Below are 17,913 nucleotides of genomic sequence, written 5' to 3'. Positions count from 1 at the left end.
TGTTACATATTGAGTGTAAATAGTGTGATTTCAAATTGAATTGATATTATTCGTCATATTTTGAAGCGACCGTCGTTCATATCGGCAATAAGCTGTAATTGTTCCAATTGTAGAAATTGAATTTTCTTATGATCGATCGCAATAATTTTATTTTCTTTAAAGTGGGAGAGAAGGCGGCTTATGGTTTCTGCTGTGAGCCTTAAATAATTACCGATGTCTTGACGAGACATGGGCAGTAGAAAGGTTGCTTGCATTTCTGATGGGCTTAATCGGTAGGACAAATCAATAAGAAAAGCGGCAAGCCGTTGCTCTGCCGTGATTGAAAATAAATAAGATCCTACATTTAGTTGCTGACTCATTAAATACAAAATATGTTTTTGCAGAGGGGGGCTTAAATGCAGTAATTCCAGGAAATTATCATAAGGAATTTCACAAATAACACTATCAGATAATGCTACTGCTGAAAAAAGGTAATGTCGTGTGTAAATTGCTTCAAAACCAAGGACTTCACCAGAAAAATAAAATCCTCGAATTAATTCATTTCCATCCGCATCTACTTGATATGTTTTTAAATTTCCACGCTGAATCGCATATATGTTTCGAAAGGTATTTTGAGGAAGATATAAGGCTTCATTTTTTTTTAGATGGTAGTGCTGTTTTACTGCACGATTAATTTGATTCATCCATCGTGAATTTTTTTCTTCGGTGATGCAAAAAGGAGAGAAGGTGCAATGTTCACATGTTGGATGGTTATTGTCGAAGTTTATCATATCGGAACTATCATACAGACAAGCAAGGTCTAAATTCCATATTATAAATCGCAAATGCATTTTATAATACAAATTTTTTCCATGATGTAGATCAAGGCGATAAATTTCATCGGCTCATAAAATCCCAATAAAGCAATACTTAGGATAACAAGAGCTATCATGACTTTTTATCAGGACTTACGAAAAACCCCCATCTCTTCGTTAAAAATGTTTTTAATTTGGTCATTTAGTCTATCTAAACTCCCTCATTCAAAACATTATTTGCCTTGACCTTGGGGTTTTTCGTAAGTCCTGTTTATTAATAAAAATTGGCTTGATTGCAAAATATAAATAAAGAATATCGCAATATTCTGACATCAGGATGATTAAAATGTTAGTAATACCCCAATTTAGCTTCCCTGAATTAACAAAATATCAAAAGTCCAAATTCTTGCGCTATGCCCAACAGGTTCTTGAAGCGCAACAACAAATGGTTACTCCTGAAGGGCGAAATGTCATTCATTATACCTTGGATAATAATAGTCGCCATCAACATATGGAGCATTACCCAAAGGGAGATCGGATTGATTACGATACGGGTGCTCAATATTTTTATCATTGTCATCGTGAGAATTTTGAAACAGAAGAACATGGACATTTTCATTGTTTTTTGCGTTATAAATATATTTCGAAAAAAATTAGACCAACACTTTTACCTGATTGGAATAAAAACATCGACAATCCGATGACACACATTGTTGCTATTGCAATGAATCGTTATGGCGAACCCATTCGTTTATTCAGCATCAATCGATGGATATCCAATGAGGTTTGGTATGATGCGAAGCATACGTTGAGTTTTATTAAAAAATTTAAAATGAAGAAAAATGATAGTTGTTATTGGCAAGTACTGGATCGCTGGGTAGAAGGGATGCTTCATTTATTTGCCCCACAAATTCAGTGGATAAATAATGTACGGGATATGACTATCTCGCATTATAAGACAATCTATGCTGATAGTAATGTTTATGAAGATCCTCGATTGGATTTGTTATCTGAAATTCCAATTAATTTAAACAAACAAATTAGATGGGTCCTGGACCTTGATTCGACTGGAAAGCAGAACAATGTAAGAACTAGATCAACTCCAGAGGAGAAAATGATGGCATAAAAAATAGAGCGTAGCCAAGGGCGTTTTTTGAGTAAAAAATTTTAGCATATCAATGTTTTTTGCTCGCATAACGCCTCTGATGATGCTGAATTAATGTCTATTTCGGGAGCGACATGATTTCATCCTTGGGAGCGATTTCTCCGTTAGCAGAGGTAGTAACTTGAGAACCATATATCATTCTAGACATGGGATTCCAGAAGAAAGAAAACGTTCTTGAAAGAACGCTGCTTGTCTCTATATTTACTTTTTCAGATTCTTTATTTTGTTCCTTCCTGCGATCAACTATGCCAAAATGCTTAACGGCGTGTTGCTCTACCAACTTCATGAATTCTGATTCTACTATAGGGGGAAGTGACTGCGGCCTGTCTTTATAAAAACGTTCTGCAGCTGTTGCAATTAATCCATTGACTTGCTTTAGCAAGTACAGTTCGTCTAGTTCAATTTTATCGTTTGGTACCATATAACGCATAGCAGCCAAGTCATAGAGAAGAGTCTGAATTTGTTGATAAAGCTTTGCAAAATCTTCAATAGTATTAGCAAATTGCTCTTCATAGCTGTTGGTAAGTTGCTCGATATTGTATTTTTCCAGACCTTTTCCATCCAGTTTTTTATAGATATGAGTTATTTTGATTGCTGATGGATGGTTAGGTAATATTTTATATTCCTCGGAATTTATAATTTCATCCAGAATAACGGAGGGACTATTTTCATTCTGATTTACTTGCATTAATAAAGCACTAAAAAAATGTGTTAAACGAATATCTATAGACTCTTGCAAGCAATTAAAATCCTTTTCTAATCCCTGGGATTGGAGCATCAGTGTATGGTTTATGCGGGTGAAACTTAAGTTAAGAAGTTCTTCCACAAACTTTTTAATCGTGACATTTTCTGATACAGATAGTTCTTTAAATTTAGTTAAAATATCAAGAATCCCTTGATGTAGCATTTCTTTTTCTTTTTGTTTTTCAATAGAAGTCCAATCATCAGTTAAAAATTGCTGGCTAACCTGTTGAATCACTATGCCAAAGGTTTCCAACACTGTTTTGCGAGTTACCTCGGAATCCAGAATAGATGGTTCTTTATTGGCCATTTTTTTAATGTTTTCTTCCAGGACTGAGCTTGCAGTGGCAATCATATCAGCAAGATTTTTTCTTTTAGTATCTAGGCCAAAAATTTTAAAGAAATGTGCTTGCATTAATAAGGCATGCTCTTCATTAACATAGCCAGAATATGTCGAAAAGATGTCATTGAAGAATCCATAAACATGCCCTTTAAGCAATGTTCTACGTTGCTTGGTGAGTCCCATATACGAATAGTGTGTTGAGTTATATGCATCATACCCTATTTGATTTTTGGCAATCGCGGCATAAAGTTTCCTTAAAATAGCAGGAAAATCGAGTTCAGCCACATTAATTGATTTTGGTTCGTTATTGTTTGCCAAATATTTTCTGCCTAAAGCAGTATATTGATGAAAGATCTGGATGCCATCATTAAACACTACATCCTGCTTACTTAAGAAACTAATTAACTTATATATCATTAATTTTTGAACATGGGTTGTTTTATAACCATCAGGAGAAACAATTATTCCTTGCTGAGAACCATCATTTCCATTTGAGCCAGTGCCGTGATGTCCGGGCATGGAATATCGAACGAAATTTTGTTTTTCCTTGGCGACTACTTCAGGAAAAATTGGAGTAAATCCCCAGTCAGAACGTTCATTTGCATAATAAATTAATTCAATATTTTTTAGAATTTCGGGTAATGTGAAAAATCGTTCGTCATACCAGGTAATTGGAAAACAATCTCCTGGGACGGGGTCTATACCAAAAAAATTTATTGATGCATTAGGCAGATATGTTTTTAACTGATTAAACCATTGCTCTTGCTCTTCTTTAGGTATCAGATTAATTTGGGATTTTAATGGCTCAATAATATCTGGTGTATTATTTGTCGGGGTACCTTTTTGTCTTTTGACTTGCTGTTCTGATAACTGTTTTAACACTTCTTCAAAAGTGGCAGATGATGTAATAATTGTTTGTATCGCTTCTAGTTCATGGGCTATTAAAATCGACTCAACAGCGCCTCTACTATGAGCAATAATGTTGATTAGTATTTGCCCACGAGCTATTGCTTTTAGAATGGCCGCTAGACCGAAGCCAATTTTTTCTCCTACATTAGCACCGTCCGTTTTTGGGCCATTAATTACTGTCAGTTCATCAGCCTGAAAGGGATAAGGGTCTTTGCCATCTAGTTTTGACGTTTTAGCAGGTACTTTTGTTTTAATTAAAGAAGAGATTACACTTAATGTCTCTCCTTTAGGGTAATCTTTTACTTTGGCTCCCTTTGTATACGGAGTAGGTTTGGGTATTTGCTTTAATTCAGGGGTAAAATCAGTAAGTGTCCCTAACATTGTGAGTGTGAATGGTTTTTTTTCAATTTTACTGTCCATAGTATCTGCCCCATATTGTGACATAATGACTCATTATAGAGTCCGAACAATAAAAAAATAAACAAGTTACGTTCATTTTTTGCATTCGCCTGATTTAAATTTGCAAAGAATGGTTTTTGACCCCCGCCAATAAAGAATATGACATTCCAGTGGATGATTTAGATTTGTAGTCTTATATGCGCCAAAAGGGATGATTTTCCCAATTAAAAGAATGAGACGAATTCTTTACTATAATATCAAAGAGCTGTAACTTAAAACCAAACTATATCAATGAAATTTGATGCAGAAAAATTCTATCTTTCACCTATATGGAGGTAGTGATGGAACATGAAAAACAACAATTAGGTGAACAGTGCATGGCTGGTTTCGAGAATCCTCCACTCCCTAAAACACCATCCGAATTCATCACCGTACTGGCTCATTATCATCGAGCCGAGATCGCTCGAATGGCCGGATGGAGAGACCGCATTGATCGAACGACCAACTGGGCAATTACCGCTGCGGCTGCAATGCTTTCGCTGTCCTTATCGACTCCATCTGCTCATCACGGTGTGATATTGTTTGCAATGCTGCTTGTTCTGCTGCTTCTTCTCATAGAGTCGAGGCGATATCGTTTCTTTGACGTCTATAGAGCACGTGTGCGTATGATTGAACGATATTATTTTGCGCCTATGTTCATGGCAACCAAAACAATGGAAGAGCCTTGGGCTCGAGTTCTTGGACAAGACTTGCTTGAGCCACATTTTCTGATGAGCTTCGGGGCGGCAATTTCACGAAGGTTACGGAGAAATTATGTGTGGATGTTCCTCCTTTTACTGATGGCATGGATCTTGAAAATATCTTCCTCAAAGCTACAACTCGTTGGGGGGCGTCAGGAAATGACAATGTCTTTCCTGAGAGTTGTAGAAAATGCGGCATTGGGGCCAGTTCCTGGATGGGTTGTTATGTTCTGCGTTGCCCTGTTCTTTATATGGATCGCTTATGCCTGTCTGCATTCACCAGAATATACTGGCGAATTGTTATATGGTGATGTTCATGTTTGATAATAGGCATGCGTATTTAGAGCTGAAATCTAATAGATACAGCAAGGTTGGATTTAACAGCCTTAGGTATCGTCACTTTTTTGTACCTTTTTTAGGTTAATTAATAGATAAAGTGTTTATATATCGCGTCATTCCCGCGCAGGCGGGAATCTATGCATCAATTTGGTTTATTACTTTGTTTGTGAGGTGGATTCCCGCTTGCGCGGAAATGACATTAATTTAGAGCAATATGAATTATTAATATTGAGGTTAATTATTAAAAATTCTTGTGTTAAATAAAAGACGATACCTCAGGTTTAACAGCCCAACACAAGATAGAGATTAAACTAATCTCTATCTCTTTAGCTATTCTGTGATTTTTACGAATCCTTCTTGAACGAGTTCGATTAACCTTGCCATAGCGTCGGTGGTGACTTTGATTCCGGGGAGCAAATCAGTGTTTCCCCAATTATGAGCCTTAGCTGTAGCGCCACATAGTTCGACTTGCACACCATGCTTCGTTAAATCGGCAATGAGTTCTTTATAAGGATTGCCTGTAGCGATATTTCGTTCGGTGTTATACATTTCATCGTTTAGCACCACGTGCCCTGCATTCGTGTGAAAAACAACAATCACTTCAGATTTGGCACCCCAATCAGAGATGTCATTTTTTATGAGCTGAATGTGGAAAATTGATGCAGGTAAATCGCCTTCGAATACGAGGGAACCAACACTGAATACAGCTTTTAGCTCTTTGAGTTTCACCGGTACATCGATATGAAGCGGTTTCTTTGAAATAGACATTTATGATTCCTTTCAAGAGCCGACGTTTGGGGTTGTCAATAAAGTCGGCAGGTTAAAATATAACGTTTCTGTGCTTTATAACTATAAAAAGTATAGATTAAGCGTTAGCGATGTACAATATTGATTCAAGTTTATCTGTTTGAAATCAAGTGGAACTATCTTGAACTAGGAACGCCCTAAACTCAGAGATCGCATGGAAACCGAGCCAAATTGAATTTCCTCAAATTCAAAGCGTAGTAAGTCATTAGTATCAGAAGCTCCTAAAGCATACAATAAAGGGAAATAATGGTCCGGAGCAGGAACACTTAACCGACCAGCCTCTGTAAAAGGTAATTCTTCGAGCAGAGGTTTATAATCTCGTTGGATAATACATTGTTTTACTTGCTCATCAAATTCAATAGCCCATGGATAGGGTTTCGCATATTGATTATCCCAAATGATCATTTTGTCATTGTGAACAATATTTCCACTACCCACGATGAGTATTCCATGATTACGCAGTTGTTTAAGGCGACTGCCCAACTCAAAATGATATTCTGCTGGCTCTGCCATATTGATACTAAGTTGAATAATAGGTATATCGGCATCAGGATACATATGGATAAAAATACTCCAAATGCCGTGATCAAATCCCCAATGGTCATCAAGTTGAATATGTGGCGTTGGAATTGCTGCTTTGATTTTTTCTGCTAACTCTGGAGCACCTCTGGCCGGATAGTTCACTGTAAATAAATCGGAAGGCCCTTTGTGAAAATCATGTATTGTTGTAGGCGTAGGAGTGTGGCTAATCCATGTACGTGCAGTTAGCCAATGAGCAGAAATACAAAGAATTGCCTCTGGACGAGGTAATTCTTTTGCTAATTGCGTAAGTGTTTTTGTGAATGGATTGTCATCAATTGCATTGACAGGACTTCCATGCCCGATAAATAAAACGGGCATCCTATAGTTGTTCATAATCTCTCCATTTGTTGTGAATAAGCCACTATAACTATAATTTTAGAATAAAAAATAAGAGAGCATATGAGAAACGCGAACATGAAATTTTGAATTGTTCTGGACTCTAAGTCGTGGGTGATATGTATTCGTAATTGGGAACGATCCAGAATGATTTAGCTGTTAAAATCAATATCAGAGCAGCAGCAAATCATAATATTATTGTGACGAATGTTCCTGATTATAGTACCGACAGTGTTGCGCAACATGTGCTGGCTTTATTACTTACTCATACCAACCACGTTGAGGCTCATAATCAATCCATCCAAGATGGTGAATGGCAAACCCAACCTTATTTTTCGTATTGGTTAAATCCCATAACAGAATTAGCTGGAATAACTTTAGGATTAATGGGCTATGGCAGAGTGGCCCCAAAAGTTGCTCTTGCAGCTAATGCTTTAGGAATGAAAGTTATTGCCCACAAGCCGATGCCTTTTCACGATAAGTTAGCAACGCGGGTGAGTTTTGCTGATCTTTTGAAACAAAGCGATGTATTAAGTTTGCATAGTCCACTGACCGAGTCTACAAAAAATATCATCAACAGCGATACACTGAAACAAATGAAGGCGACCGCTATTCTCATTAATACTGGCCGCGGTGGTTTGATTAATGAGTCAGCTTTGGCGCCTATGCGTTAAAAACAAAACAAATTAGTGCCGCATATCTTGATGTTCTAAGTCAAGAACCTCCGGGTATTGATAATCCTTTAATTGGTTTATCCAATTGCACCATCACACCCCATATTGCTTGGGCCTCGTTTGCAGCACGAAAACGCTTGTTAAATACAGTATGTGAAAACATTGCTAATTTTCTCAATGGGCAACCCACTAATGTAATATGTACTTCATAATGAGAGGAATATGCACTATGGCCACTTTGAAAATTATTGTTCTATCATTCTATTTTTATAGTACTTAGGTTAGTAGTATCTATTAACAATCGATTGAAGTAAGCCGGCCGAGTTTTCGATTGTGTCTAGTCAATAAAAAATACCGCGGCAAGCCGCGGTATTTAGATTAACAAGCAAAATAATTTCAGCATAATCTTTGATAAGGTTACCTGTTCGACCTTCTAACAAAACAGAGGCATAAGAATGAACTTCTTTGCTGAGCCTCTCAAGAGCACAAATTAACTTCGTGAGGTCGTTCCAAATATTACCCCAAATTAGAATATTTTCAGTTTTTTGAAGCACTTTAATTCTCTAAAAGATATGATCTATTTAGTATAAAAAAAGCACAAAATCCTTATGGAATTATTAGGCATATCTAACTTGGATTACTTGAAAGTGTCTGATTTGCCCCTACATATGAAATACTCTTTTCAAATAATATAAAGTTAAAGAGTACTTTTAAAATTAGGGTGATGACTATTTGATCATAATTGCTTATCCAAAAAACTTCAATTTTTGATATCCTAAATTTATAAAGGAGATTTAGATGAAAAAGAAACTACTTCCTATTTTAATCTCTGTTACTCTTATCTCTATGATATCAGCAGGAGCTATGGCACTTGAGGCGAAACAAAATAATCAAGTGCAAAAGAGTAATCAGCAAGTAACTTTGGATCCTTTTGATAATGATCCCTTTTTTCAATCGCCTGATGATATTTTGAAGCAAATGGTTCAAATGCAACGAGCAATGGATCAATTTATGAAAAGTCAATTTTCACAAATGCAGCATAACTTGGCGAATCAATCCAATCAAATACCATTTGGTAGTACAAATAATATTGAAATTAAAGAAAGTAAAAATGAGATTATCTATAAAATAAAATTACCAAAAGGTGCTGATAGTAAAGTTGATGTCTCTGTTAAAGAGGGACAATTAATAGTTAGCTCAAATATTACGCAAAAAATTACACGTGAACTGGATAATAGTAAAAGTGTAAGCTACTCTCACAGCAACTACAGCCAAGCATTTCAAATACCCCAGGGTTATGATCCGAGCTCTATGACCACAAAAACGAAAGATTCAAATTTGATTGTTACTTTCAAAAAATTAATTCCCCCATCTTCAATACTTTAGGAAATTATGAGTTCAAGCTTTTCACAGTAACGCCAAATTTTGGCGTTACTCTATGGACATGCTGCTAATATTGGTTTAAAACTTTGACTATTTGTACGTGCTAATGATCTGATGGTTTATGGGAGCACAATGAGTTTTTTCAAATTTTTGTTCATTACAATGTTATTTTATATAATTAATTACTTGTTGAGTATTGAGGGTGAATTAAGTGCATAAACTAGTCCATGTTCTAATATCAGGTGGAGGTATATCGGGTTTAACCCTGGCTAATTTATTAGTTCGTGTGAGTAGAAATGTAAAATTTCACGTCACAATATTCGACTCTCGACCTAATTTAAGTAATAACCAAGGCAGTATCGGTGGGGGTATTGGTCTTTGGCCTCCAAGTCAGATGGTATTAAAGAATATACCAAACTATCAAAATTTTGTTCAACAATACGGTTATCCTATGCCATTTCCCAGTTACCGGGATTCGAATGGAAGGATATTGGCAAGAGCAAGTGATGATTTTGGTAACCGATTTCCTGTTCAATGTTTAAATCGAGATGATTTAATCAACCTGCTGTTAGAAGGTTTAAAAAATAGAGATGATGTTGAAATTATTACATCACAGAAAATCAATGGATATAAAAGAGACAAAGATGAAATTGTGGTTACTCTTGATGGGAATAAATCATATCGAGGAGATTTATTAATCGCTTGTGATGGAATTCATTCAAAGATCAGAAATTGTCTGATGTCTGAGTTAGGACTACCACCAGTCCATGAGACCGATCTTGGTTATACTTATTTTCGTGCAAATGTTCAGCTCCCTGAAGATACCCAACATAAATGGTGGTCATCATCATTTGAAACATGGGGCACGTACCAATCTAAAAAGTATGGCAACCATGAAGTTCGGTTTGGTTATGTTCCGTTAAAACCACCAAATGCCTTTTGGTTCATCGCTGTTAAAACACAAGAAAATCACAAATATCTATCGCCAATTAACGGAGTTCGGTTAGTTGACGAGGATACTAAAAAATTTCTGAACGATTTGGTAAGAGAATGGAAACCTATTCGGACAGACTCTGGTGATGTTGCAGTTGATTATGAAGAATTAATCAATTTGACTAATAAAATAGTCAGAACAGATATTGCTAAAATTGAAGGGGTTGAACAATTTCCATGGACATCACGCGACAATCGAGTCGTGTTGATGGGGGACTCAGCTCATGCTACAGCGCCGAATATTGCTCAGGGAGCAGGCTTGTGTATCGAAGATGCGGCGTGCTTGGCATCTAAATTGACTCGAGTTGACTTTTTAAAGGGTATATCTGAATACGAACAAGAACGAAAACCACGTGCTAAAACAGTTCAAAATGTTGCAGATTTGGTTGCCTCAGTAGGACAAGTTCAAAATCCATTACTGAGAATGTTAAGAAACGGCGCCATGCGAACTGCGACTCACTTTTTTCCATCACTTCAACGAGGTATATTTGAATATTTAGTATCGTTTAGTTTAGGTGGATCAACAAAGTCAACATACTGGCAGGCTCCTCCATTATCGATAACTGATAATCAGCCATCCTCTTTATTTGCTAGGGCTTTTCCTGATGCCCATTTACTTGATAACCAGGTAAAAGATTTTAAAACCTCAAGCATTGGAGGAAGTGGTTTAGGTGCTGTTACAGTAGAAAAGCCTTCATCTCTAGCAAAAATAATTGGATATTTTGCAGGTTTTCCCAGTGATATGAAGCAGAAGCCATTTTACGCTGAGGTAATCAATTTATCTAAAAATGTGCAACGTTGGAACAGAGTATTTGGCTATAACACGCCGCAACAGAAAACATATTCAACCACACATTCGCTGTACACCGGATTTAATCGACAAATGCATTTAAGTGAAGGCATTGGAGGGGTTCTGGACAAGGCGATTCGTTTTATTTACAGCATACAACTTCAACCAGATAGTTCGTTAAAATATGAATCCCAAGGTATAACATTTTTTGATTCATTCAAAATACCATTACCTACGTTTTTATTACCAAAATCAGAGTGGACCGAAAAACCAACAGCCCAAGGGTGGAAATTTGACGGCAAAATCTCTTTTCCTATGATTGGCACCTTATTGCATTACTATGGTCATTTTCAAGTGAATAAAACCGATGTTGTGAAGAATAAAAGAGTAATCATAGCAGGTGGTTCTGGGATGATCGGAAAAGAGGTTTGTCTGGAGTTTATCAAAAAAGGGTATGACGTATATTGCTTAAGCCGCTCTTCGGATACACAAATAAATATTGAAGGCGTCAAAGTCAGACAAATTGATGAAGATTGGTCAGAACTAATTGATAACAATACAATCATATTAAACTTGAGTGGCGAAAATCCAGGAGCTAAAAGATGGACCTCTTCAGTAAAATCGGATATAGCAGAATCACGCGTTCGTGTAATTGATACAATAATTCGCAACATTGATAAAGCTCACGAAAAACCATTAAAGTATCTGCAAGCTTCAGCTGTTGGGATTTATGGAAATGCTGGGGATACCATTTTGACTGAAGAAAGTGAATCAGTCGTGGGTAGTGATCCTGGAACAAAATTCAGAGTGGATGTCTGTAAGGATATTGAAAATAGAGCAAATAAGGCGAATTGCAACGTGGTTAATTTAAGACTGGGACATGTTCTATCGAATACTGGTGGACTTTTGCCTTATTATAGATACGCGGGATTTTTTGGTGCAGGTAAATTGGGTTCTGGTAATCAATTTGTTCCTTATGTGCATGTTAAGGATGTTGCGAAAGCCATTGAATTTATTGCTAACAACGACAATATTATTGATGGAGCAGTAAACATAACCGCTCCGCAACCATCTACTAATTCTGAAGTTTTGAAAGAGTTACGATTGGTTAAATCAGGGCCAGGAATACCGCTGCCAGACTTAGTTTTAAAATTACTAATTGGCGAATCATCTGTTATATTAACTGACTCTGAGCGCGTCACACCGAAAAGATTACTCGAGAATGGATTTGAATTTGACTACAACACCATAACTGAATCCTTACATGGATTACAATAATAAAATGGTTCTAGCCTGATTTTTATACTCAAGGCGCTATTGACAATTGCTTCATTAGCCAGTAAATGCCGCTAAAATAGGTAATTTTAATGTGTCTCTGTATAAAGCGCATAAAGCGCGAGAAATCGAAATTAAATGAAATTTTACAGACTCTAACCACTCTCAATAAAAGGAGGTTTGTTGAGATCTCATGGTACTTTTTACTATCAGGCTTATTTATGTTATGGGCATAAACGAATTGATCATAATCCACTCAGAATCAAATTGGTGATTTTTTTTGTATACTAGGTGCTATTAAAAATAAGGTGTTAAATAGTTGAAAAATAATTTGAGTCAAGACTGTTTTTTTAATTTTTAATTGTATAAGATAGCCTTCCTTTAGTTCTCTTTTGTATATCCCTGGTCTGTGGATATTTATTTCAATCAATAATTAATCAATAAACAACAAGATTAAATAAGTCCTTGCTTTATAAGCTTTATTCTAAATTTTTATACCTATTTGATGATTAAAGTTATTCACATTTTCTGTGGATAAGTCTGTTTGTATTCAGTTTAAATACTTGTGGGTATTTAAAGTTAATCGGATGATTCATCCTTTTCCAATGTGTTCTTCTAATTAGAAGGAGGGTAAAATTAAAAATTGATAATCGAGAAATTAATTTTAAAATGGCTGAATCATAGATACCTATCAATATGATACATCACAACATCTACCTATGACGAAACTTAGCTTGGACATATATGCCTGGCATAGGTGTTGCGGCAAATCAGGTAACAAGTTATTCTCAGCCTCCCCATTTCCGGAACTACTATGATGGAGTGACGTTATGGTTTTAGTTCTGCAACAGCGACACAATTTGCAGGCTCATTTGCTGCAGGACTTGATTATTGGCTAATCGACAAGAGTCAGATTAGTCATGGGGTATGAATTAGCATGTTATGGATAAGCCAGAACTGGTTATAGCGAGGTCTCTTAGATCAGAATCGTCTAGGGAATAATTATAATGCTAATGCAGTTGCTTTAACGGGCGCATTTTTCTTTAACTAGCACACAATGGCTTTTTGGAGTTGGTTAAGCTTCATTGTTGTAATTATTTTAAGGATAGGTTTGTGACATACTATATACGTTATTTTATTTTTACCATCTCAATTTTTTTATCGATAACTGGCTATGCAGTTGATCCCATTATTTGCAATAGCGCAAATAATGGGACTCCTGCTAACACTCAAGATGGCCAGACTTATTCAAATGTTTATAAGTGTTCTAATACGTACCCAGCTTCTTTTCCATCTATTCAGTCTGCCCGGATTACCTGGCCAGGATATAACAGTGCTATGGCACAAGTAGATAATACTGAAAATGGTTTTGGTAGTTTCACCGCTAATGCCACAGACAGTTCCAATCATCCTGTTACCTATGTATATGAAATAATTTCAGGACCAGGAACGGTGAATGGAACTCAAACAGGGTCATTCACTTTAACTGGGGCAAATGGTTCCACAGTAGTAAGAATAACTGCTACAGCAGATGATGCTGCTCCTGTAGTTGGAACACCAATTACTGTTCAAGTATCAAAGGTACCTATTAAAGTACTCGCTTTTTACAATAATACTTCAGAGACTATCTATCCTGTTATCGAGGCGCCAACATCTGGAGTCGTACCGCCCGTAGCGTTACCCAGAGATCCTTGGATGCAGGGACTATTTGCAGTGACCGATGTAAATACATTTAGATTTCAAGCTACAAAATTACATCGAGTCTATGTTAATGGAACCAATGGGATAGCTCCTAAGCAAACAGCATTGGTATCGGTACCATTTTACAGCCATTTGCTTCCCGAGCCATCAGGCGGAGATGTAGCTGATCAATACGTCGATTGGTGGTCTTCAATGCGTGTATATCTCTATGATGTGCAATCCAACCTAATACAAACTCAAAGCGAGCCAGGCGTGAGCCCAGTTACGTTGTACTCTCCCGGCCCGACCTGTATTAGCGGTTGTTCGCAAACAGAGGTATTCAGTGCAACAGGAATCTTGCCAACCAATGATCCACAGCAACTCACAGAATATACATTTGCTGACGTCATAACGGCTGCCTCAGCTCCTTATCCAATCAATCTTAGTATAGTGAATTATGATTATTCAGCTGTAGATCAAGTGTACTTGCCAGTGGCAATGGAGCCCTTTGGTTCAAACCTAGTTGGTTATACTGGGACTGTTCTGGATTTAACGAGCTTTAGAAATAGTTTGAGTACCTTTTTAGCTGAAACATCATGGCCTGTTTACGCAGGGCTCCCTTACCCTCGAATTCCTGGAGCCTATAATGTGGTGGTAGAAAACTCACAGCTAACTCCTACAGGTCCTCAAACTACTGCGCTTACAAATAATTGGAATGACTGTTTAGCAAATGTTTCGAATCCAAACCATGTAAATTGCCTGACAGTAAATAAGTTATTTGTGGTTAAAAACTATCAAAATGCTTGTGGTAATTTGGGTTCACCAACGACGGCACAACTTATTCAACACATTTATGGCTATGTTTCGTTCTGTGCTACTCCTTTACCAAGTAGCGGATCCGATTTTGATGCTTATACAGCCCTGCAATATAACCTTTTAGGTTATGCTCAAGATTTTAATCCCTATACTCAGCTGATACATAGAGCATTGCGGATGAATGTATATGCATATTCTATAGATGATGCAGTGGGCTTTATTAGGTCGATAGGAAATGGACTTGTAGTTACAGTCGGAGGAGATACAGGTTTAACCAATCCTCAACAATATGATAGGAAAAAAGTAATCACAGTGAGTCCTGGCACACCGCCACCTGGTCCTCTTCCTATCTTTACGCATTATGGCGTATGCTCTAAGACGGCATCATCAGGTCAACTTGGAAGGGGAGAGTCATTCTCATTCCAACTACCGAATAGTTCGTTTCCTTGTGAAATAACCTTAGAGGATTCAAATAAAATACTGTACCACTTCAGGTTGAAAGCGCCTGCGCCATTAACATCTACCGCTGCAGACATCGACTGTACTGCGGCAGATAATCCTTGGTGTAGTAGTGTTCAGGTTACTTCGGCACAAGGGATTAGTACTATAGCTCCTAATACATAGTTTGTCTGTGATCGGGGAGTCATAGGCCAATATACTCGGTGGCCAATGACTCCCGATCTTATCTACCGGCACAAAATTTAAAATATTCTTTGCATCGAATAAATTAGCTTATCTTCAATAAAGTTCTTTTGAGGCTCCCCTGCTAATCTGCTGATATGTCACGATTTGGCTTATAACCTTAAGATGGTTTTTCATTAACTCGGTTAATTTTTTTTGTGCACAATCGTTATCCTGTTGCCCGATTTGTGCCTAAAATATATAAGGCCAATATTGTAAATGAGTGTGCTTAAGTTCATCCAGTATCTGTAAATTTTTCTGCCCGTCAATTTCAAAAACAATTTGAGATGGAAAATTTTATTAAGATCATGTTAGAGAAATTTTCTTTGCAGCCTAGCTTCCTCGAAATGGAAGTAACTGAATCACAAATGATGAGTGATCCTAAACGCAGCATGGAGGTGCTGTCATCACTTCAGAAACTTGGTGTTCAAATCTCTATTGATGATTTTGGTGTTGGATATAGCTCATTTGAATATTTGAAGAAGTTCCGACCCACAGAATAAAAATAGATAAATCATTTATTGATGGGTTACCTGTCGACCATGAAAATGCGGGCATTGTGAGAGCCATTATTGCATTATGTAAAAGCTTAAATATAAGGGTAATTGCTGAAGGCGTTGAACATGCAGATCAATTACGGTTTTTAATCAATGAAAAATGCGATGAAATTCAGGGATTTTATTTTTCAAAACCATTACCTCTCTATGAGGTCAGAGATCTAATCGATAGAAAAATGAAACTGGCATTACCTAGTCGAATTGAATGAGAATAACGTTTCGGGAAAAATAGCATAGCCTTGGTCAATTTTGATTGATTAATTTTGGATGAAATTTTTACTATACAATTTTAGTATGGCTGCGAAATTAGCCTGTAACGAGATTGCAATGATTAATAAAGTCTCAGACATATAAAAAATTCTAGCAAAAAGTGCTATCTGCTCAAGTCATGATATGCATGATAATCTACTCTTGGGATTCATATCTATTTTACTTAGTAGTTCCTTGATACAAAGTATTGAGAGCAAATCACTCTATTTTATCGCTCAGATATAAAATACCTAAGATGAAAATAAAAATTACTCTATAATAAAGTTTAGGAGACAATTATACATCAAGGAAAATATTGTGCCTTGTCAAAAATGTGATTTAGCGGCCTCTTATCAATTATCAGGAACTTATCATTTGCTCATCTCAGCCCCCAGAGGCCATTCTTATTCAAAGCTATTAAATTATCTAACTCAGAATAATTATGATGTCAAAATAAAAAAAAGTGCAGTTCTCGAGTTAATCTTTTCCGCTGAGGAAGCACAGGGCATAGGCCATGTCCTCGAGCGATGTTTTTCGCAAGCGGAACTTGAGGACAGCAAAGCTGTTTTGCTGCCAATTGATATCGAGGATAGAAGCATAGAGAACGTTCTAAATTATACACATTCACTAAAGGAGATTGTAGGGTTGTGTTTATCACAATGGCTAGTTGGACTCATTGAAAATCAGGGACTGTCAACGTTTTGCCAATCGATAGTAGATAGTAATACACTTCAACCCTATGGTTTTGAGTGCCTGCTAAGAGGAACCCAGGGTAATACTATCATACCTGCATTAGATATATTGGGCGCGGCAAAATCCAGTGGCATGCTATTTTTTTTAGATAAAAAGGCGCGTATATGCCATATTGAAAATATGAATAAAATTGATATTTCTGATAAAAAAATTTTCATTAATTTTAATCCAACAGCGATTTATGATCCTCATTTTTGCTTAACGACAACAAATCAAGCCCTAAAAAAAACCTCTATCAAGCCTTCACAAATTGTATTTGAAGTCACTGAAAGTGATGAGGTTAAAGATAAAAAGCACTTGTTAAAAATAATGGATTATTACAGAGAGCAAGGATACAGTGTTGCTCTTGACGATTTGGGCTCCGGTTATAGCTCTTTGAACTTACTTACAGAGTTACAACCTGATTATGTTAAGCTTGATCAAGAATTAGTGAGTCAAATCCACTCAAATGAATTTAAGCAAATCATATTGGAGAAAATATGTGAGATGGCTACAAAGTTAAAAATAAAAATAATCTGTGAAGGGATTGAAACAAAAGAGCAACTGCAGATTATTAAAAATTATGACATTGATTTTTATCAAGGTTTTTTATTTGATAAACCTATGCCATACGAAATAATACCTGAATATATCAAATCAAAAGATAAATAACGTGGCTAAAAGAGATTATATGAATAGCAAAAATCAAATTAATTGATCAAATCAGTGATGCTCTCATTATAACCAAGGCGATCACTTGATGCACCTAATGGCACAAAAGTAGTATAGAAAATTTTATTTTTCAGTTAGTTAGTTGAAAAATAATTAGAGTCTGTTGACGCTTCATTTAGTTCCGCCTACTTCCCGCGCTTTATGCCTGAGAGATCCTCACAAAATTTAGCCATAGTGAGGACTCTCTTGTTGAGTC

General features: G+C 36.6%; 13 protein-coding genes and 1 pseudogene. 9 read left to right on the top strand and 5 right to left on the bottom strand.

The features are described from left to right. Nucleotides 1–53: 53 nt before the first annotated feature. The gene (locus DGG96_RS09125; RefSeq protein WP_110142418.1) at nucleotides 54–770 is read right to left on the bottom strand and encodes a helix-turn-helix domain-containing protein; all 717 of its coding nucleotides are present in this window, start codon (nucleotides 768–770) and stop codon (nucleotides 54–56) included. Between the two features lie 370 nt (nucleotides 771–1,140). On the opposite strand from DGG96_RS09125, the gene DGG96_RS09115 reads away from it, so the two are divergent. Next, nucleotides 1,141–1,920: a DUF6969 family protein gene (locus DGG96_RS09115; protein WP_233590539.1), complete on the top strand. Its 780-nt coding sequence runs from the start codon at nucleotides 1,141–1,143 to the stop codon at nucleotides 1,918–1,920. A 97-nt stretch (nucleotides 1,921–2,017) separates the two neighbouring features. Here the strand turns inward: DGG96_RS09115 and DGG96_RS09110 are convergent, their stop codons facing one another. Further along, the gene (locus tag DGG96_RS09110; RefSeq protein WP_233590538.1) at nucleotides 2,018–4,396 is read right to left on the bottom strand and encodes a hypothetical protein; all 2,379 of its coding nucleotides are present in this window, start codon (nucleotides 4,394–4,396) and stop codon (nucleotides 2,018–2,020) included. Nucleotides 4,397–4,728: 332 nt separating this feature from the next. Here DGG96_RS09110 and DGG96_RS09105 point away from each other — a divergent pair, with 332 nt between their 5' ends. Next, nucleotides 4,729–5,415, top strand: a complete 687-nt coding sequence (locus tag DGG96_RS09105; RefSeq protein WP_233590537.1) for a DUF2270 domain-containing protein — start codon at nucleotides 4,729–4,731, stop codon at nucleotides 5,413–5,415. Between the two features lie 345 nt (nucleotides 5,416–5,760). Here DGG96_RS09105 and DGG96_RS09100 read toward each other — a convergent pair whose 3' ends face one another. Together DGG96_RS09100 and ygiD are read right to left on the bottom strand one after the other, a co-directional pair. Continuing rightward, entirely contained in the window at nucleotides 5,761–6,198 is a 438-nt protein-coding gene (locus DGG96_RS09100) for a DsrE family protein (protein ID WP_110142416.1), read from the bottom strand. A gap of 165 nt (nucleotides 6,199–6,363) precedes the next feature. Further along, a complete protein-coding gene (gene ygiD / locus DGG96_RS09095) occupies nucleotides 6,364–7,152 on the bottom strand; it encodes a 4,5-DOPA-extradiol-dioxygenase (RefSeq protein ID WP_110142415.1) in 789 nt (262 codons plus the stop codon). A gap of 134 nt (nucleotides 7,153–7,286) precedes the next feature. Here ygiD and DGG96_RS09090 point away from each other — a divergent pair, with 134 nt between their 5' ends. Then, nucleotides 7,287–7,829 (top strand): NAD(P)-dependent oxidoreductase, encoded by a 543-nt coding sequence (locus DGG96_RS09090; RefSeq protein WP_267900599.1) that lies wholly within the window; start codon nucleotides 7,287–7,289, stop codon nucleotides 7,827–7,829. 11 nt (nucleotides 7,830–7,840) lie between these two features. Continuing rightward, nucleotides 7,841–8,041 (top strand): NAD(P)-dependent oxidoreductase, encoded by a 201-nt coding sequence (locus DGG96_RS21410; RefSeq protein WP_407656324.1) that lies wholly within the window; start codon nucleotides 7,841–7,843, stop codon nucleotides 8,039–8,041. A gap of 129 nt (nucleotides 8,042–8,170) precedes the next feature. On the opposite strand, the gene DGG96_RS09085 is transcribed toward DGG96_RS21410, so the two are convergent. Continuing rightward, complete coding sequence (locus DGG96_RS09085) at nucleotides 8,171–8,383, bottom strand: hypothetical protein (protein WP_110142414.1); 213 nt, start codon at nucleotides 8,381–8,383, stop codon at nucleotides 8,171–8,173. Nucleotides 8,384–8,627: 244 nt separating this feature from the next. Here DGG96_RS09085 and DGG96_RS09080 point away from each other — a divergent pair, with 244 nt between their 5' ends. From DGG96_RS09080 to DGG96_RS09055, 5 genes and pseudogenes are all read left to right on the top strand, one after another. Beyond that, a complete protein-coding gene (locus tag DGG96_RS09080; protein WP_110142413.1) occupies nucleotides 8,628–9,215 on the top strand; it encodes an Hsp20/alpha crystallin family protein in 588 nt (195 codons plus the stop codon). Between the two features lie 208 nt (nucleotides 9,216–9,423). Continuing rightward, nucleotides 9,424–12,273, top strand: a complete 2,850-nt coding sequence (locus DGG96_RS09075) for a TIGR01777 family oxidoreductase (RefSeq protein WP_110142412.1) — start codon at nucleotides 9,424–9,426, stop codon at nucleotides 12,271–12,273. Nucleotides 12,274–13,383: 1,110 nt separating this feature from the next. Beyond that, the gene (locus DGG96_RS09070; RefSeq protein WP_110142411.1) at nucleotides 13,384–15,390 is read left to right on the top strand and encodes a hypothetical protein; all 2,007 of its coding nucleotides are present in this window, start codon (nucleotides 13,384–13,386) and stop codon (nucleotides 15,388–15,390) included. A 344-nt stretch (nucleotides 15,391–15,734) separates the two neighbouring features. Next, nucleotides 15,735–16,213, top strand: a pseudogene (locus DGG96_RS21405) (EAL domain-containing protein). A 358-nt stretch (nucleotides 16,214–16,571) separates the two neighbouring features. Further along, nucleotides 16,572–17,657, top strand: coding sequence for an EAL domain-containing protein (locus DGG96_RS09055; RefSeq protein ID WP_110142408.1), 1,086 nt, complete (start codon nucleotides 16,572–16,574; stop codon nucleotides 17,655–17,657). Nucleotides 17,658–17,913 lie beyond the last annotated feature (256 nt).

It is taken from the genome of Legionella qingyii (assembly GCF_003184185.1).
Note: the sequence above shows the minus strand (reverse complement) of the source record. Positions and strands in the feature narration are given on the sequence as shown.